The 16,227-nt window shown below is 37.2% G+C and carries 10 protein-coding genes; 5 read left to right on the top strand and 5 right to left on the bottom strand.

Translation table 11 applies throughout. The annotated features are described in order from the left end of the window. The first annotated feature begins 367 nt into the window (after positions 1-367). From parE to MLE14_RS20395, 4 genes are all read left to right on the top strand, one after another. The gene (parE, locus tag MLE14_RS20380; RefSeq protein WP_279326897.1) at positions 368-2,353 is read left to right on the top strand and encodes a DNA topoisomerase IV subunit B; all 1,986 of its coding nucleotides are present in this window, start codon (positions 368-370) and stop codon (positions 2,351-2,353) included. After that, positions 2,350-4,794, top strand: coding sequence for a DNA topoisomerase IV subunit A (gene parC / locus MLE14_RS20385; protein ID WP_243300257.1), 2,445 nt, complete (start codon positions 2,350-2,352; stop codon positions 4,792-4,794). Before parE ends, parC begins: the two co-directional genes overlap by 4 nt. Before the next feature lie 128 nt (positions 4,795-4,922). Then, on the top strand, positions 4,923-5,684 hold the full coding sequence (locus tag MLE14_RS20390; protein ID WP_243300258.1) for a hypothetical protein: 762 nt from the start codon (positions 4,923-4,925) through the stop codon (positions 5,682-5,684). 69 nt (positions 5,685-5,753) lie between these two features. Beyond that, a complete protein-coding gene (locus MLE14_RS20395; RefSeq protein ID WP_243300259.1) occupies positions 5,754-6,245 on the top strand; it encodes a staygreen family protein in 492 nt (163 codons plus the stop codon). 549 nt (positions 6,246-6,794) lie between these two features. On the opposite strand, the gene MLE14_RS20400 is transcribed toward MLE14_RS20395, so the two are convergent. Both MLE14_RS20400 and MLE14_RS20405 read right to left on the bottom strand, forming a co-directional pair. After that, entirely contained in the window at positions 6,795-8,072 is a 1,278-nt protein-coding gene (locus tag MLE14_RS20400) for an amino acid permease (protein ID WP_243300260.1), read from the bottom strand. A gap of 46 nt (positions 8,073-8,118) precedes the next feature. Then, the gene (locus MLE14_RS20405; RefSeq protein ID WP_243300261.1) at positions 8,119-8,385 is read right to left on the bottom strand and encodes a hypothetical protein; all 267 of its coding nucleotides are present in this window, start codon (positions 8,383-8,385) and stop codon (positions 8,119-8,121) included. A 1,120-nt stretch (positions 8,386-9,505) separates the two neighbouring features. Here MLE14_RS20405 and MLE14_RS20410 point away from each other — a divergent pair. After that, a complete protein-coding gene (locus tag MLE14_RS20410; protein ID WP_243300262.1) occupies positions 9,506-10,831 on the top strand; it encodes a hypothetical protein in 1,326 nt (441 codons plus the stop codon). Between the two features lie 338 nt (positions 10,832-11,169). Here the strand turns inward: MLE14_RS20410 and MLE14_RS20415 are convergent, their stop codons facing one another. The 3 genes from MLE14_RS20415 to MLE14_RS20425 form a co-directional block, all read right to left on the bottom strand. Continuing rightward, complete coding sequence (locus MLE14_RS20415; protein WP_243300263.1) at positions 11,170-11,853, bottom strand: DUF421 domain-containing protein; 684 nt, start codon at positions 11,851-11,853, stop codon at positions 11,170-11,172. 834 nt (positions 11,854-12,687) lie between these two features. Then, positions 12,688-14,205, bottom strand: coding sequence for a phospholipase D-like domain-containing protein (locus MLE14_RS20420; RefSeq protein WP_243300264.1), 1,518 nt, complete (start codon positions 14,203-14,205; stop codon positions 12,688-12,690). 299 nt (positions 14,206-14,504) lie between these two features. Beyond that, positions 14,505-15,884, bottom strand: a complete 1,380-nt coding sequence (locus tag MLE14_RS20425; RefSeq protein ID WP_243300265.1) for a S8 family peptidase — start codon at positions 15,882-15,884, stop codon at positions 14,505-14,507. Positions 15,885-16,227 lie beyond the last annotated feature (343 nt).

The following is a 16,227-nucleotide window of genomic DNA, read 5'->3' on the forward strand; positions in this document are numbered from 1 at the left end:
AAAGGGATATTGGAGAATATCAGCTAGTGAAACGCTTCAGAAAGCAATTAAAAACAAAACGCTCAAAAAATGGGGGTTAAAAGATTTAAACCACTTATATGAGCGTCGATACTTAAGCTATTGAACCGCCGTATACCGAACGGTACGTACGGTGGTGTGAGAGGTCGGCGCGGTGACGCGCCTCCTACTCGATTTTTGGCTACGTCTGTAAAGGGTATACTGATAGCCCGATATACATAATGAGCCTATCGAAATTTTTAAAAGTATGATACGATTTTTTTTGTACATACGCCTTAGTTTCCTATACTATAAGGTTTGAATATGAAAAAGAGAGATAGTTTTGCCTTTTTTCGAAAGGGGAATGAAATTGACTAGTACTAGACAAAGAACGGATTATAATGAAGAATCCATCCAGGTGTTAGAAGGTCTCGAAGCTGTCCGTAAACGCCCGGGAATGTATATTGGGAGTACCGATTCTAGAGGCTTACATCATCTGGTATATGAAATTGTAGATAATTCGGTCGACGAAGCGTTAGGCGGCTATGGAAATCAAATCATTGTAACTATCCATGAAGATAACAGTATTAGCGTGGAAGACTTTGGCCGCGGAATGCCGGTCGGAATGCACAAACTTGGAAAACCTACTCCAGAAGTGATTATGACGATTCTCCATGCTGGGGGGAAATTTGGAGCAGGCGGCTATAAAACGAGCGGCGGTTTGCACGGTGTAGGGGCCAGTGTGGTAAACGCGCTTTCCGAGTGGTTAGTTTTAACGATAAAAAGAGATGGTATTATTTATCAGCAACGTTTTGAAAATGGCGGGAAGCCTGTTACTACTCTTGAAAAGGTTGGTACAACGAAACAAACCGGAACAACCACTCACTTCAAACCAGATCCAGCGATTTTTTCAACCACTACTTTTCAATACGATATTTTAAGTGAACGTCTGCGGGAGTCTGCCTTCTTATTAAAGGGTTTAAAAATTAAATTGATAGATAAACGTGAGAATAAAGAAGATACCTTCCATTATGAAAATGGAATTGAAGCCTTTGTTGAATACCTGAATGAAGAAAAGGATGCTCTTCATCCTGTTGTCAGTTTTGAAGGGGAACAAAATGGGATTGAACTGGAGTTTGCATTCCAATTTAACGATGGCTATTCAGAAAATATTTTGTCTTTCGTTAACAATGTCAGGACGAAAGACGGCGGTACGCACGAATCCGGAGCAAAGACTGCCATGACTCGAGTTTTTAATGAGTATGCAAGAAAAGTGAACTTATTAAAAGAGAAGGATAAAAATCTGGAAGGAACTGATATTCGTGAAGGTCTTGCTGCGATTGTATCTGTTCGCATTCCAGAAGCAATGCTTCAGTTCGAAGGACAAACTAAGGGTAAGCTGGGAACAAGTGAAGCCCGCTCAGCTGTTGATGCGATTGTGTCTTCGCAATTGCTCTATTTCCTTGAAGAAAATCCGGATATCAGTTCGATGCTGATTAAAAAATCGATTAAAGCCGCACAAGCGCGAGAGGCTGCGAGAAAAGCCCGGGATGAGGCGAGAAGCGGAAAGAAAAGAAAACGTTCAGAAGCGGTCCTTTCCGGAAAATTAACTCCTGCACAAACCCGTAATCCGCAAAAAAATGAATTGTACCTAGTTGAGGGTGACTCCGCTGGGGGATCAGCCAAGCAAGGCCGGGATCGGCGTTTTCAAGCTGTATTGCCATTGCGGGGTAAAGTTATAAATACAGAGAAAGCCAAACTTCAGGATATCTTTAAAAATGAAGAAATCAATACCATTATTCATGCAATAGGCGGTGGTGTCGGCGCTGATTTTAATGTAGAAGATATCAATTACGATAAAATTATCATTATGACCGATGCGGACACTGACGGTGCTCATATTCAGGTCCTATTACTTACCTTTTTTTACCGCTATATGAAGCCTTTAATTGAAGCAGGAAAGGTATTTATTGCTTTGCCGCCGCTTTATAAAGTCAGCAAGGGAACCGGGAAGAAAGAGATTATCGAGTATGCATGGACAGATGAGGAGCTGGCTAAAGCAACGAAAAAGGTAGGAAAAGGCTATATGATTCAACGGTACAAAGGATTAGGCGAAATGAACGCTGACCAGCTATGGGAAACGACGATGAATCCAGAAACGAGAACGTTAATTCGGGTTCGCATTGATGATGCTGCGAGAGCAGAAAGACGCGTTACCACCTTAATGGGTGATAAGGTTGAACCAAGGAGAAAATGGATTGAATCAAACGTCGCATTTGGTTTAGAAGAAGATGGAAATTTATTAGAGTCTGATGGAATTATTTTTTCACAGGAAAATGAGGAGGTAAATTCATGACGGCTGAAGTATTTCGTGAGCTTCCTCTTGAAGAAGTAATTGGTGACCGTTTTGGTCGTTATAGTAAATATATTATTCAGGACCGTGCTTTGCCCGATGCAAGAGACGGGTTAAAGCCGGTACAGAGAAGAATTTTGTATGCGATGCATGCAGAAGGAAATACCTCTGAAAAAGGTTTCCGGAAATCAGCCAAAACTGTCGGTAATGTAATTGGGAACTATCATCCCCACGGAGATACTTCCGTCTATGATGCGATGGTTCGCTTAAGTCAAGATTGGAAAATGAGAAATGTATTAGTTGAAATGCATGGTAACAATGGGAGTATTGACGGAGACCCGCCTGCAGCGATGCGTTATACAGAGGCACGTCTTTCTGCAATTGCCTCTCAGCTTTTAAAAGATATTGATAAAAAAACAGTCGATTATGTGCCGAACTTTGATGATACAGTGAATGAGCCCGTTGTCTTGCCGGCACGATTCCCTAATTTATTGGTGAACGGTTCTACCGGGATTTCAGCCGGTTATGCAACCGAGATTCCGCCTCATAATTTAACGGAAGTTATAAATGCAGTCATGATGAGAATGGACAACCCATCCGCGACTGTGGATCAATTAATGAGCGTTTTAAAGGGGCCAGATTTTCCAACAGGCGGTATTATCCAAGGGATTGATGGAATCCGTCAGGCGTACGAAACAGGTAAAGGCAAAATTATCATCCGCGGAAAAGCTGAGGTTGAAACGCAAAGGGGTGGACGCGAACAAATCGTTATTACCGAAATACCATTTGAGGTCAATAAAGCCAACTTAGTTAAAAAAATGGACGAGTTCCGTTTAGACCGGAAAGTTGAAGGAATTTCTGAGGTTCGGGATGAAACGGATCGGACTGGTCTGAGAATTGTTGTTGAGCTAAAGAAGGATGCAGATAGTGCTGGTGTATTAAATTATCTTTATAAAAACAGTGATCTGCAGGTTACATATAATTTCAATATGGTTGCGATCCATGACCGCAGACCGAAGCTTATGAGCCTTCCAAACCTTTTGGATGCCTATATTGGCCATCAGAAGGAAGTAGTGACAAGACGTTCCCGCTATGATCTGCAAAAAGCTAGAGAGCGTGCTCATATTGTAGAAGGTCTGATGAAGGCTTTATCAATCCTGGATGAAGTAATTGCAACCATTCGCGGGTCAAAGGATAAAAAAGATGCAAAGGATAACCTGGTTGCACAATTCGGGTTTACAGAAGCTCAAGCTGAAGCCATCGTAACATTACAGCTTTACCGGTTAACCAATACCGATATCACGGCATTACGTGAAGAAGAGGAAGAATTGAAAAAACGAATTGCAGAACTTGAATCTATTCTAGGCAGTGAAGCGAAATTGATTCAGGTGATTAAAAAAGAGCTTAAAGACGTGCAAAAACAATTTGGAGACCAGCGCAGAACAGCGATTGAAGAAGAAATTGAAGAATTGAAGATAAATTTAGAAGTATTGGTCGCAAGTGAAGATGTTATGGTTACAATGACGAAGGAAGGGTATATCAAAAGAACATCCTTACGTTCGTATTCAGCTTCTAATGGTATAGATTTTGCCATGAAAGAAACAGACCGGCTCCTGTTCCAAGGCGAATTAAATACTACTGATGTAATTCTGCTGTTTACCAATAAAGGCAATTATTTATATTGTCCGATACATGAACTGCCTGATATTCGCTGGAAAGACTTAGGCCAGCATATTTCGAATATCATTCCAATTGATAAAGATGAGCGGATTATAGAAGCCATTCCAGTAAAAGACTTTAATCAGCCAAAATATCTGCTATTCTTCACGAAAAACGGATTGGTAAAAAAGACTGAACTAAATCAATATAAAGCACAACGGTATTCGAAGCCGCTTGTTGCGATTAATTTGAAAAAAGATGATGAATTACAAAATGTTTATGTAACAGAGGGCAACAGTTCATTGTTCATTGCTACCAACCTTGGATACGGTCTTCTCTTTCACGAAGAGGAAATTAGTCCAATTGGTGTCAGAGCCGCTGGTGTCAAAGGAATTAATTTAAAAGACGGGGACACGGTTGTCAGTGGAATCGTCTTATCTGAAGATAAAAACGGATTTGTGCTTGTTACACACCGCGGTTCAATCAAGCGAATGAAAACAGCTGAATTCGAGCCAAGTTCCCGGGCGAAACGAGGAGTTGTAATGCTGCGTGAACTGAAAAAAGCTCCACACCGAGTAGCTGGATTTGTTCTAACGAAGGACACAGATAAAATATTTGTTCAATCTGAAGCTGGAAAAACAGAGAGTATTGAAGCAAGTCAAATTCGTTTTAGCGACCGTTATTCGAATGGGTCCTTTATTTTGGATGAACAGGAAGCGGGACCGGTAATTGATGTTTGGATCGAGGAAACTCCAGACGAAGTTAAACCGGTCTTAACAGAATAAAGATTAGCTAGCTGCTGGCGGATGTCAGCAGCTTTTTTTACATTCTTTTTGCTTCTCTTAATCCGCTACATATTTTTTCCTCCATTGGAAAAACTATTAATTGGAAAATGATTAAATGGGGGCTTTTTATGATAAAACATCTTGTAATTCTGTTAGCTGCATTTATTCTAATAAGTATACCTGTATTGGCAAACACATTGACGGATATCGAGGTAACCAATGGTATAGAGAATAAGGTTGTACAGGAATATCAGGAGGATATAACCGGTAATGGAAAGAAGGACCAAATTGTCATTAAAGGAGTTCCTTATGACGAAACCAGTCTGTTTTTAAAAGAGATTACTTTACAGGTTAAAACGGATGAAAATCAATCTTTTTCTATACCTCTTGAAGGCGGATATGACCCAACTGCTGATTTTATAGATTTGAACCATGACGGGGTGAAGGATGTCTTTATCTCTATTCCTACAGGCGGGAGCGGTGGAATTTATAATTATTACCTGTATACTTTTAAAAACAATCGAGAGATTAATCTTACAGTACCCAAGCCCCTTGTCATACAAGGACATTTCTTGGATAACTATAAAGCAACTATTTCCATTCCTGTAATTCAAGGATCGTATACGATTGACTTAAAGGATAGGAAAAAAGAATATGATCGATTAGGTCTTTATAACAATGGGAAGCTTAATGAACCGACTGAACTGATGGTCGATCCTTATTCATATATGAAGCCCCAGAAGTTTGGAAATAAAGGGGATGGACTGAAGGCGATTCAATCCATTTCCGGAGCCTATCATGCAGATCGGATCGGTCAGGTCGAGTCTGATTGGTATTACAAAGATGGACAGTGGAATTTAATGGGGGCTTCCTTTATACCAGTTAAATAGCGATTCACCATTTCTCCGCATTTGTCATACCATGTGGTAAGGATTATACCCGTGAAAGGGGCGCTTTCCATGAAAACATTTCATTCTGACCAATTATCAGTTGCTTTTTTGCCACCTGCAACTCCGTTCTTTCCAGTTGAAGGGAGAAAATATACGGTTACTCATGATGATGAAAACGGAGAGATTTACTTATCGATCGGATATATATATGACCGTGTAAAAATTAATAGCAAACTGCGAGATGAAGTCATTGCTGAATGGATTCCGCGGCTTGGCGAATATACCTTATGGGGCCAAGTTTATGTGAGTGGCGGAGAGTTCGATGAGAAGTATTCGCAAGTCCGCTTTCTTGTATTTCAGCGGGAAATTGAGACAGCATTGCGAGCTATGGTAAAGGGTGATCAGACCTTTTATAGCTATTTTCCATGGTTGTTAGATGCACCTATTTATATACAATTTGAATCGGTTTATCCGCAGTTTCAAAAGATTATTTTCTGCGGTACGCCAAGGCAATATATTAAACTCACTAAAGAAAATGAAATTCAAAGCGCAGCTGAATAAGCTGTGCTTTTTTTTGACGGATCAAGTTGTGCTGTACTTCGGTGCTTGCTATAAAGGACAGAAGCGAGGAGTGCTTTGATAAAGGCTGTGATGGACGAAAGTGGTTGTGGAGGACTGGGACATGTCCAGCATAAGTCCTATGAAGGACAAAAGCGGAAGCGAGAGACGGGGAAACGTCCATCATAAGCGCTATGAAGGACAAAAGCGGGAGCGAGAGACGGGGAAACGTCCATCATAAAGGTTATGATGGACAAAAATAGATTCGGGAACTATGGAAACGTCCTTGATAAGGAGTATAAAAGACCGAAATTGGTATGGGAACTGGAGCAGGACTTTAATAAAAATGTATAAATGACGGCCAATATGACCTTGGTCATTAAGATCCTGCAAAGAGGTAATTGTATTAGAAAACTATAATAATATTATGTTAATTAAAATAATGATTGACTATATTTTCCAAGATACTCTATGATGGAATTGAGATGCGAAATAACGAATAAGGGGATTACATCATGGAAGCGTATGTGGAAAGATTATTTACAGAGGATATCATCGCAAAGGGGAAGCAGCTCTTTGGAGTGGGGGGAGAGTGGCTGCTACAATAAGTAAAATTCCTAAAACACCCAAAAATTTGCCCCACAGCTTCTCTTTTAATATTTTTAAAGCAGAAAAAATAATAAAAGCCCAATTAAATAGAATCAAAATTCCCGCAGCGGTTGTAATATACTCATAAATTTTTCCTGGCAGCAATAATGCTGTGATGATTGACGCAAGTAAACCCACTGTAGCCAATCCTAAAGAAGGGAGGGGGAGGTTCTTCCACTTATTTAGCTTTTTAGAAAACACTTTAGGAGCATCTCCGCTATCAGATAGGGTTACTAAAAGTTTTGTAACACCGAATAATGAAGCTGTCATCGTTGAAAATCCTGCTATGATAATAGCAGCATTAAATACATGCGGAAAAAAATTAAGATTAAATGGGTTTAAGGCTGTCACAAACGGACTTTCTTTGTCGTTAAAGGCTTGATGTTCTGCTAAGAGTACAGCTAATGTTAGAGATAATACATAAATAATGGCTAGTACAATCAGCATAATGATACCAGCTTTTGGAGCATCCTCTTTCTTTTTAAGCTGAGTGGCCATCATGCCTATTACTTCAATTCCGCCATAGGCGTAGTAAGCATATATAAGAGATGACCAAAATCCGAATAGTCCCTCTGGAAAAAGCTCTCCTGCTGTATTGGGAAAACCGGGCTTCGATACATTTCCATTTATCCAACCAAAAAAAGCTGCTCCGGCTATGATAATAAACATAACAATGGCAGAAGTTTTAATGATGGCCAATAAATTTTCAACTTTATCAAAACCGCTTGTACCTGTTAGTACAACAATGATCGATAATATCGCATATATAGCGGCAAATAACCAGAGGGGAACATGAGGGAACCAAAATCGAGACAGAATCGATAAGGCTGTTAATTGACTTCCCATAATGAGAATATTGGAACTCCAATAATTCCAGCCGCAGCTGAATCCAGCCCAACGTCCAAAAGCTTTATCAGCATAATAACAAAAAGAACCTTCTTGAGGGTCTTCGGCAGTCATTTTGGCTAATAAATTATAGACAATATATGTTCCAAGAGCAGCCAAAATAAATGAAATGACAATGGAGGGACCGGTCATACGAATACCTATGGCAGATCCTAGAAAATACCCGGTCCCAATTGTACAGCCAACCCCAATAAGTGATAGCTGCCACCATTTTAAATTCCCTTTTTCGCTTCCCTGGTCTTGTTTACAGCCATCACCAGGAACAAAAAAATCCAAAGTAATCCCTCCATATTCCCCTAATCGTCTTGCAATTATCAGGACGTTACTTCTGAGAGTTTGTCTCTTTCTTTAAACCTGTCATCGTTCGAAATAACTGGGTTGTCATACTTCCTTGAACGATATTTTGTAAAAAAAATTCTGTAATCAGCTCTTTATATTCTTCATCTTCGAACATTTTTTTGTTTTGCAGTTCCATTTCTGCCAGGCCTTCATATGTGGCTAGCAAAGCGTATGTATGGTCTTGTCCAGAAATGGGAGTCAAAATTTCAACCTTGTGATCATATTTTTCATTTCTGAAGCTCTGAATCATTCTTTGGCTTCAGCAAATTTATCCTGTTTTACTTCAAACGTCTGATAAACAATGACAGACATTGCCTAACCTCCTAGGTACAGTAGTTACTTTGTATAGAAAAGAGTAGACCAGTAAAGAAGAAATGCTGCAATATTGTGGATTTTAGTTTAATCATTTGGAAGGAATGAGATGATTTGCTCTCTGTTTATTCTGTTTATCTTTTAAGGGAATATACACAGTTCATTAAATGCCTGGCTATGTTAATGAACCAAGTTTCGGGAAATATATATTATTATTTCCCGAAAGAGGCAAATGGGGCCGATATATCACACAATGTACAATAAATGATAAATTCTTAACTAACTTGATATTGAGTAAAGTGTAGGATCATGAACAAAAATTAAAAGCAGTTATGAATCGATATCATAAGATTTTTCAGATTCAATTGACATCAGATCATGTGGTTATAAAATTTGAACTGATGAATTGTTATAAACTGAAATTCAAGTTTCATTTAAATTTTTTATTATGTCTCAATATGTCCGCCGAAGAGAAGTTGATGACAATGATGTTCATGTTTATCCTGATAAAACCAAGATCTTCTTAGTAAAAGGGAGTAACTTTTCTTCGGTAAAGTTAGAAGAGAAGTTGTTTACATTGGAATTAAATGAAGTAAAGTTGATGTCATATAAACGGATAAGTCAAAAAGCATACCTGCATTAAAAGAAATGACTTTTTGACATGAAATTGGAGAAAATTCACTAATGAAAATGGCATGTGCGTACGCTTCAACGAAAGATCAATTAAATAGTTATAGATAAGTTTAGCCGTATGAGATTTTGCCGGACACAATCAGGAGATACGGTTTATAATTAGAAATTATAATCATTGTGTATTGAATTTTATAATCGGAATATCATACACTAAATTAAAGTCTTATTTTTTTGGGGAAAATAAAGAATGTATATATACGACTATCTTCAATTTCAAGAAAAAAATATTTCAAAAATCACATGGAGCGAAGACTGGATACTAAAAATATGAGTCCCCATGGTCCATATTTGAAAAATTTAAATATGCTAATTCTTTAACTTCTAAGGATGTTGTTCAATATTTAGGCACTGCAAAAGTAAAAGAAATGAAAACATTTAAAGGAAAGTGGTTGAAAGATTTAATTTCCTTAGATCAATTTGATGAACATTTACTTGCGAATGCAATAGGTCCTCTCAAGCAGTGGAATAATGAAAATATTTTATCACTTACAACTCACTTGCCAAAGCGTGGAGAGTATTTTTATGGAGAGTTGAGATATTGCAAAACATGTATGAAAAATGGATTCCACAGTCTCTTTCATCAGTTCACATTACTTAGTATCTGTCCATTCCACCCTAAAAAACAATTAAGAAAAGGTTGTCCTAAGTGTAGAGCTTCTTTTTATTATGAATTTTCTGATCGTAATAAAAAAGGTCCATTTCAATGTATTTGTGGCCATTGGTTTTGTAATTTCAAGATGGATAAGCCTTTTTTTATGTCATGGAAATTTCCTCGTAAAATTGAAAACTCCAACTTTAAAAAGTGGCTAGTTTATAACGATCGAGAGACAAGTGATGTTCTTTTAATTGATCCTTATAAAGATTCGAATAGTTATGACCAAATATTGGATTTTTACGTATCTTCGATTGAAGGTTTCGAGGTACCTAACTCAACTACTATAAATTCACATAGTAAGATAATGAATATCCAGTGTAGAAAAAAAGAAAGTACCCACTTAAGCCCTATTATGATTGAAGAAGTGAATTCTGATGAAATTTATCGGATAACAAAATCAGTCTTCAAATCTGTAGCTAGACATATACGAAAAAAATATTTAAAGGAACACAAGGATTGCGTAAGACATTATAGGAGAATGAGCCAAACACGAAAAGACATTGAGGATTCATTAGGTTTTTATGAGGAAGTTTGTCCTTATTCGTATGCATATATCCATTGGCGAGCTCAAATGGAACAATGGGAAAATTTCTGGAGAGTTGATGACCATAAGCTAAAACATTTTCGCAACTACGATTATGGTCCATATCTTAATCATGAGTTCTTAAATGAGCTTTTTTTTCAATGGAAAGCAAAAGAATTAAGTATTAGTTGCGGTGTAGTTTCCTCTCATTGGATTTTTTCTAATATTCTTGCTAGGACCTCATTACATTCTTTTTACCAATGGCTAAAATATACACCTCATATATTAAAGCAGGGGTATAACCATTACGGGAACATAAACAGGTTAGAAGAAGAGCCCTTGTTTTCAATAATAGTTCCAATAGATGTAAAAAGAGAACTTAAAATAACTTTTTTGTTCTATGAGAATCGTCCTGATTTCACTCAATTATTATGTCCATTTATATTAAGTAAGTCATTATTAAAAACACAAGAGGACATTTATCACCAATATTGGGACTCTCTTTGGGAGTAAAATTTTTGTAAAATTGAAGCTAACTTTATTTTAGGAGAAGAACCGGCAATTCGGAAATAATGTACACTAAGCTTTGTGAAATAAGAATAAGCCCAATTCCCATACATAAGCTAGGGTATTGGGCTTATTTTATTTTTACGATTCTATAATTTACAAGTAGGGGTAGCGTCAGGAAAATGCGGATTTACAACGTTAAGGAAATCAAAATATAAAAAGTCTAATTTCTCGGTGTTATAAGTGAAAAATTAGGCTTTAGTTACTTCATTAAAGCGCCTGATTGTTGAAGACTAAAGTTTATATTCACCAAGAAAATTGATGTGCTCTTATCCTAACAAATTTTATTTAGGACTTACATGTATGCCTTCACTCTCTCGCCAATCTGCGTAAAGTATACGCTTTACATTATCATATCCATTGGTAGTTAATTGGTTATCTAACCACTGTTGATCAAATCCGAGTTCATGTAAATTATCCCATAAAATTTCCCCATCTATAATTAACGATGTTGGGAGGTCTACTGGACTTTCTGGAAGATTGAGATCTTGCTTGTCTGATTTTTGATACTTGGATTTTAATAATAAACTTATTTGCCCATTAGCTTCCAATATACCGTATTTGACTTCGCGAACTGAAAAGACATTATTTTGACGGAGTATACTCAATACTTGATTTACATCCAATTTGTTCTTTGTAAGTAACTTTCTGTCCATAACACCATCTCGAATGATGATGTTAGGATTGCCTAATAAGAGAGAACGTGTCGATTTATTTTTTAGAGTCATAAACTCTATTCCAAACATAAGAAACGTCCACAATCCGATGGCATATAAAAAATGAAAAATCCCTACCTTATCTTCATAAATGGTATTTCCTAAAAAATCTCCAAGTACTAACACAAAAACTAAGTGAAACGGGGTTAACTGATAGATGGATGTTCTGCCTGTTATGATAATGATAAAAAATAAAGTTGCAAAACCAACGATGACTTTGATCGTCAGTAAACCAATATTAACTTCTTCCAAAGTTTTTTCCTCCAATTTAAATTTTACTTAGTTGTAAGATCTTGAGGTTTAGATAAAGAGGCTAGTTTTAGTATTAAAGCTCGAGTTACAATTCCAACAATGATGTAATATATGAATGAATAACTGTATCTCCACTCATAATAATACACAAGTTCGACCCACTCGGAAAAAGGTTCACCAATAAAGGCGTATGTGAGTACCATAGTGATTTGTGCGATTATAAAAATTTTCCATGTTCTAAAATATTGATATAACAACATGTAAGCTACAGGTATCATTGAAAAATCAAAGGGAAAGGCCCTAGGAATAATAGGTAGAATGCAATTGGATAATCCCAAAACCTATATTGTAAGCCAACTACATCTAATAAGGTTGTTGTTATGATAATTATGGTACCAAATAACAAAATTTCTAAAATAATGTCTCGTTTAACAAGTTTAGCCCATATAACCCAAGGCACAACTAAAAAAACGACTAGTATCCACCATTCCCAAGTTAAAAACTCATTTTTTAGCCAACCATTTAATTCTAAATGATAGAGCTTATCTTCTAATAAACGTATTTCCTTAAGATTTTCAAATATATTATCTATTGATATCACCTCTATATTTAAATGAAAAGGTAACAGATATTTTTGAATTCAAACTCTTTGAGCTGCCTTTTTAGTATTACCGTTTTTTAGTAATGAAATTCCATCGTAAATAAGAAAAAACCCATGTTGGAAGTTCTTATAATACACGGGTTTTCGACTTTTTTTCAAATAAGTCAGAAATATATTAAAAACAAAGTTAAATCTAGATTTAAGATAGAACAATAAAAACAGGATACATCAACTTATAATAATGGAGAAAGCAGACGAGCACCTTGTTCAACAATGCGCTCGGTCAGGGATCGTTGCAACAAGTCTTCAATTCTTAATGGTACAGAATCAGTAAGATCCCTCTCGAACTGCTCTGTGAGTTCCCTTGCCACATCAGCACTGTACACGACTTGACACACCTCATAATTCAGGCGAAAACTTCTCATATCATAGTTTGCTGCGCCTACTTCTGCAATTTCCTCATCAATGATCATCAGTTTCGCATGTAACATTCCTTTATCGTACTGGTAGATTTGGACCCCAGCTTCTATAAGTTCCCCGTAATAGGTACGACTTGCAAAGCCCACGATTTTTTGATCAATATGGCGAGGAACAAGTAATCTTACCCGTACACCACGAGCCACAGCTGTCTTTAATGCCATAATAATATCTGTTTCTGGTATAAAGTAGGGCGTTGTTATATCAATGGTTTTGGTCGCTTGTGTTATACATATAAAGTAAGCTTGACGAATAACTGGTGTAGGAATTCCAGGGTTTCCTTCCAACGTATGGATGTATGCTTTTTGCAATTCTCCTGTCTTTGTTTGGGTATTGTCTTTTTTACCTTGTATAGGCCATAACTCAGATCCTAATTCGGCAGACCATCTTGAAAGATCTATGCTGCCGGTTGGATTGATTTCCTTTGATTTATATTTTGGGATTTTAGTGGCCTTTTTCGTTGCCTCAGATTTTGTTTTTGAATTTATCCGTTCTGGTACAGCGATATTCCAATGAACGTCGAAAATAGTCTGCAAGTCGCCTGTTGCTTCCCCTATAATTTGCAAATGAGTGTCCCTCCAAAATCCTACGTCTGGCTTTAATCCTGTATATTCATACCCAACGTTCATACCGCCAGTAAAGGATTCCTTTCTGTCAATCGTCACAATCTTACAATGATCCCGATAATTCCAATTGGACAAAATCCAGGGAAAACTTAAAGGAAATATTGTCCGACATTCTATCCCTGCTTCCACCATCTGAAGAATTTTTTGACGCGGAAATTTTTTACTCCCCCAACCATCTCTAATAAAACGAACCCGCACTCCATTTACTGCTTTTTCAATCAGCAGTTCTGTGATGGTATTACCAATTTGGTCGTCCCGATAGATGAAGTATTCTAAGTCAATAGTTTTTTTGGCATTTTGCAGGGATTCGATAAGTTGTTCATATTTTGCTATTCCATTGTTAAGTACTTGGACTTTGCCGACTCGAAGCCCGTCTACAGTAAAATACCTTAAAGCATCGGCGATTATCGATGCTGAATCACTAAATGTATCAGGTAACTGATTAGCCTCATTATGAGAAGAGGTCAATCTTTTACGTTGAATAAACTTGGGATTTGATATGCTAAGATATAGTAAGAAACCAATGACAGGCAAAACAAGGACGATTACTATCCAATTCAAAGCTTTGGCTGGCCGACGAACATCCCAAGTTGCTATGAATAACATAAAGAACGCATTTAACAGGTATAGATAAAAAATCCACTCCAACTAAAATTCCCCCTTAGTTTTTCTCTTAACATGTACAAACTATGTAGCGAGTATACGTTGGGAATACAAAGAATTGTTAAGATACCTTTTCTTATGAAACACCTCAAAATATTTTGGAATTAGTTTATTTTGTAAAGCTCCAAGGATAAGAAAGCGGGGGTACAGGTCTAAACCAAGAGAAAAACCGCCCCTTTCTTCCATGATTTTGGAAGAAAGGGGCGGCAGATTTTCAGTTGGATTATTCATTTCCTCAGAGTTAGGACTACTTGGGGACACTATGTAGCGGTCTCAAAAAGGGATTATTGCCTTTTGCTTTGGGCTGCTTCCAATCCATTCTTTACATTAATTAAGCCACAACCGAATTCGTTATCAGCTCCAGGGATTCCTAAATCATAAGTAGAATTCTTAATAATGTCTATTACTTCTTGGTTCGTTAAATTAGGGTTTACTGAAAGCAAAAGACCTGCTAGTCCTGCTACATGTGGTGAAGCCATAGAAGTGCCTGAAAGGGCAGCATACTGCTGGTTAAAATAGGTGCTCGGAATTTGAACTCCGGGAGCTGCAACATCAATATAATCTCCATAATTTGAGAAAGGGGCACGTTGTCCGGTGTTACTTACGGCGGCGACACTGAGAACATTAGGAAAAGCAGCTGGGTAGCTCGGTTGCATAGTATTTTCATTTCCTGCTGCAGCAATCAAAACAACATTTTTACTGTATGCATAATCGATGGCCTCTTTTAAAAGGGAAGAATGCTGATAATTGCCTAAACTCATATTAATGACATCGGCTCCATGATCCGCTGCCCAATAAATCCCTTTTGCTATATCAAAGGTTGTCCCATGCCCTTCGGCACCCATTACTTTTATAGGCATTATTTTGTTATACCAGGTAACACCCGCAAGACCTTCATGGTTGTTAGTTTCCGATGCAATGATTCCTGATACATGGGTGCCATGCCCGTTGTCATCATCAGGGAAATTATTATTCAACAGTACATTATAACCATTTGTTAATCGTCTTCTTAAATCAGGATGGTCCAGATCAACGCCAGTGTCTATAACAGCAATAATGATATGTTCATCCCCTTTGGTGATATCCCAGCCTGCTTCTGCTTGAATGGCCGATAAGTTCCATTGATATTGTTCTCTATACAGCAAATCATTAGGAAGTTCAATTTGATTTTGCAGATAAAGATAATTGGGTTCAGCAAATTCAACCATAGCCTGTCTGTTAAAATATTCAATAAGTTCCTTGGTCGAAAGCGTATTAGAACGAAAAACAATCGTAGAATTTAGATTTTTAAAGATAGTGCCATTGATCTCCTGTGCCATTCTTTCTAATTCCTTTGTTGATGGATGAGTCTTGAATGTAACGTTTACTTCTTTCTTAATATAATGACTCTCCGTTTTTTCATTGTGTTTAATTAGAAAAACGGAAGGATCATTTCTTAATTGATTCTTAATGGTTTGACCCATGGAAAGACTGTTTATTTGAAGAAGATTTTTTTCGTTTTCAACATTTTGGACACTAGTTATAGGGGGATTGTTTTTGACAGCAACTGTTTTATTTTCGTGATTCTCTTTGTTTCTTGTATTTTGTACTAAGAATAATAACCCTATAGATAAAAGAATAAGTACGGAAACCGTAACCAATAAGGACCTTGATATTTTTGTCATGAGACACCTCTATATAATTTTATGATTAGAAAATGCTTCGATAATCAAATTTCTAATGCGTCCTTGAATCTTAATACATCGAGTAGGAGGGGGTGACTAACCCCCGACCTCTCACACCACCGTACGTACCGTTCGGTATACGGCGGTTCAATTATGATGATTGACGCAAAAATTCATATCGTTCCGCTAGACTTCTCAACCCTCGATTTCTCCAATAGCCCAGTGGTAATATGTCAAGCACCAAAATCAAATGAATTGGAAATTAAAACGTAAGTTGTCTAAACCAAAGCAGATTTTGGGCATGACAAATAAACTTCGCTTTTTCTCTTTTAAAAAAAGAAAA

This window comes from Bacillus litorisediminis (genome assembly GCF_022808645.1).
Taxonomy (GTDB): domain Bacteria; phylum Bacillota; class Bacilli; order Bacillales; family JC228; genus Bacillus_BF; species Bacillus_BF litorisediminis.

Excerpts from the sequence above, each read along its gene's own strand:
- MLE14_RS20425 (WP_243300265.1), bottom strand. The coding sequence starts at position 15,884 with ATGACAAAAATATCAAGGTCCTTATTGGTTACGGTTTCCGTACTTATT.
- parC (WP_243300257.1), top strand. The coding sequence starts at position 2,350 with ATGACGGCTGAAGTATTTCGTGAGCTTCCTCTTGAAGAAGTAATTGGT.
- MLE14_RS20410 (WP_243300262.1), top strand. The coding sequence starts at position 9,506 with ATGAAAACATTTAAAGGAAAGTGGTTGAAAGATTTAATTTCCTTAGAT.
- MLE14_RS20405 (WP_243300261.1), bottom strand. The coding sequence starts at position 8,385 with ATGATTCAGAGCTTCAGAAATGAAAAATATGATCACAAGGTTGAAATT.
- MLE14_RS20390 (WP_243300258.1), top strand. The coding sequence starts at position 4,923 with ATGATAAAACATCTTGTAATTCTGTTAGCTGCATTTATTCTAATAAGT.
- MLE14_RS20395 (WP_243300259.1), top strand. The coding sequence starts at position 5,754 with ATGAAAACATTTCATTCTGACCAATTATCAGTTGCTTTTTTGCCACCT.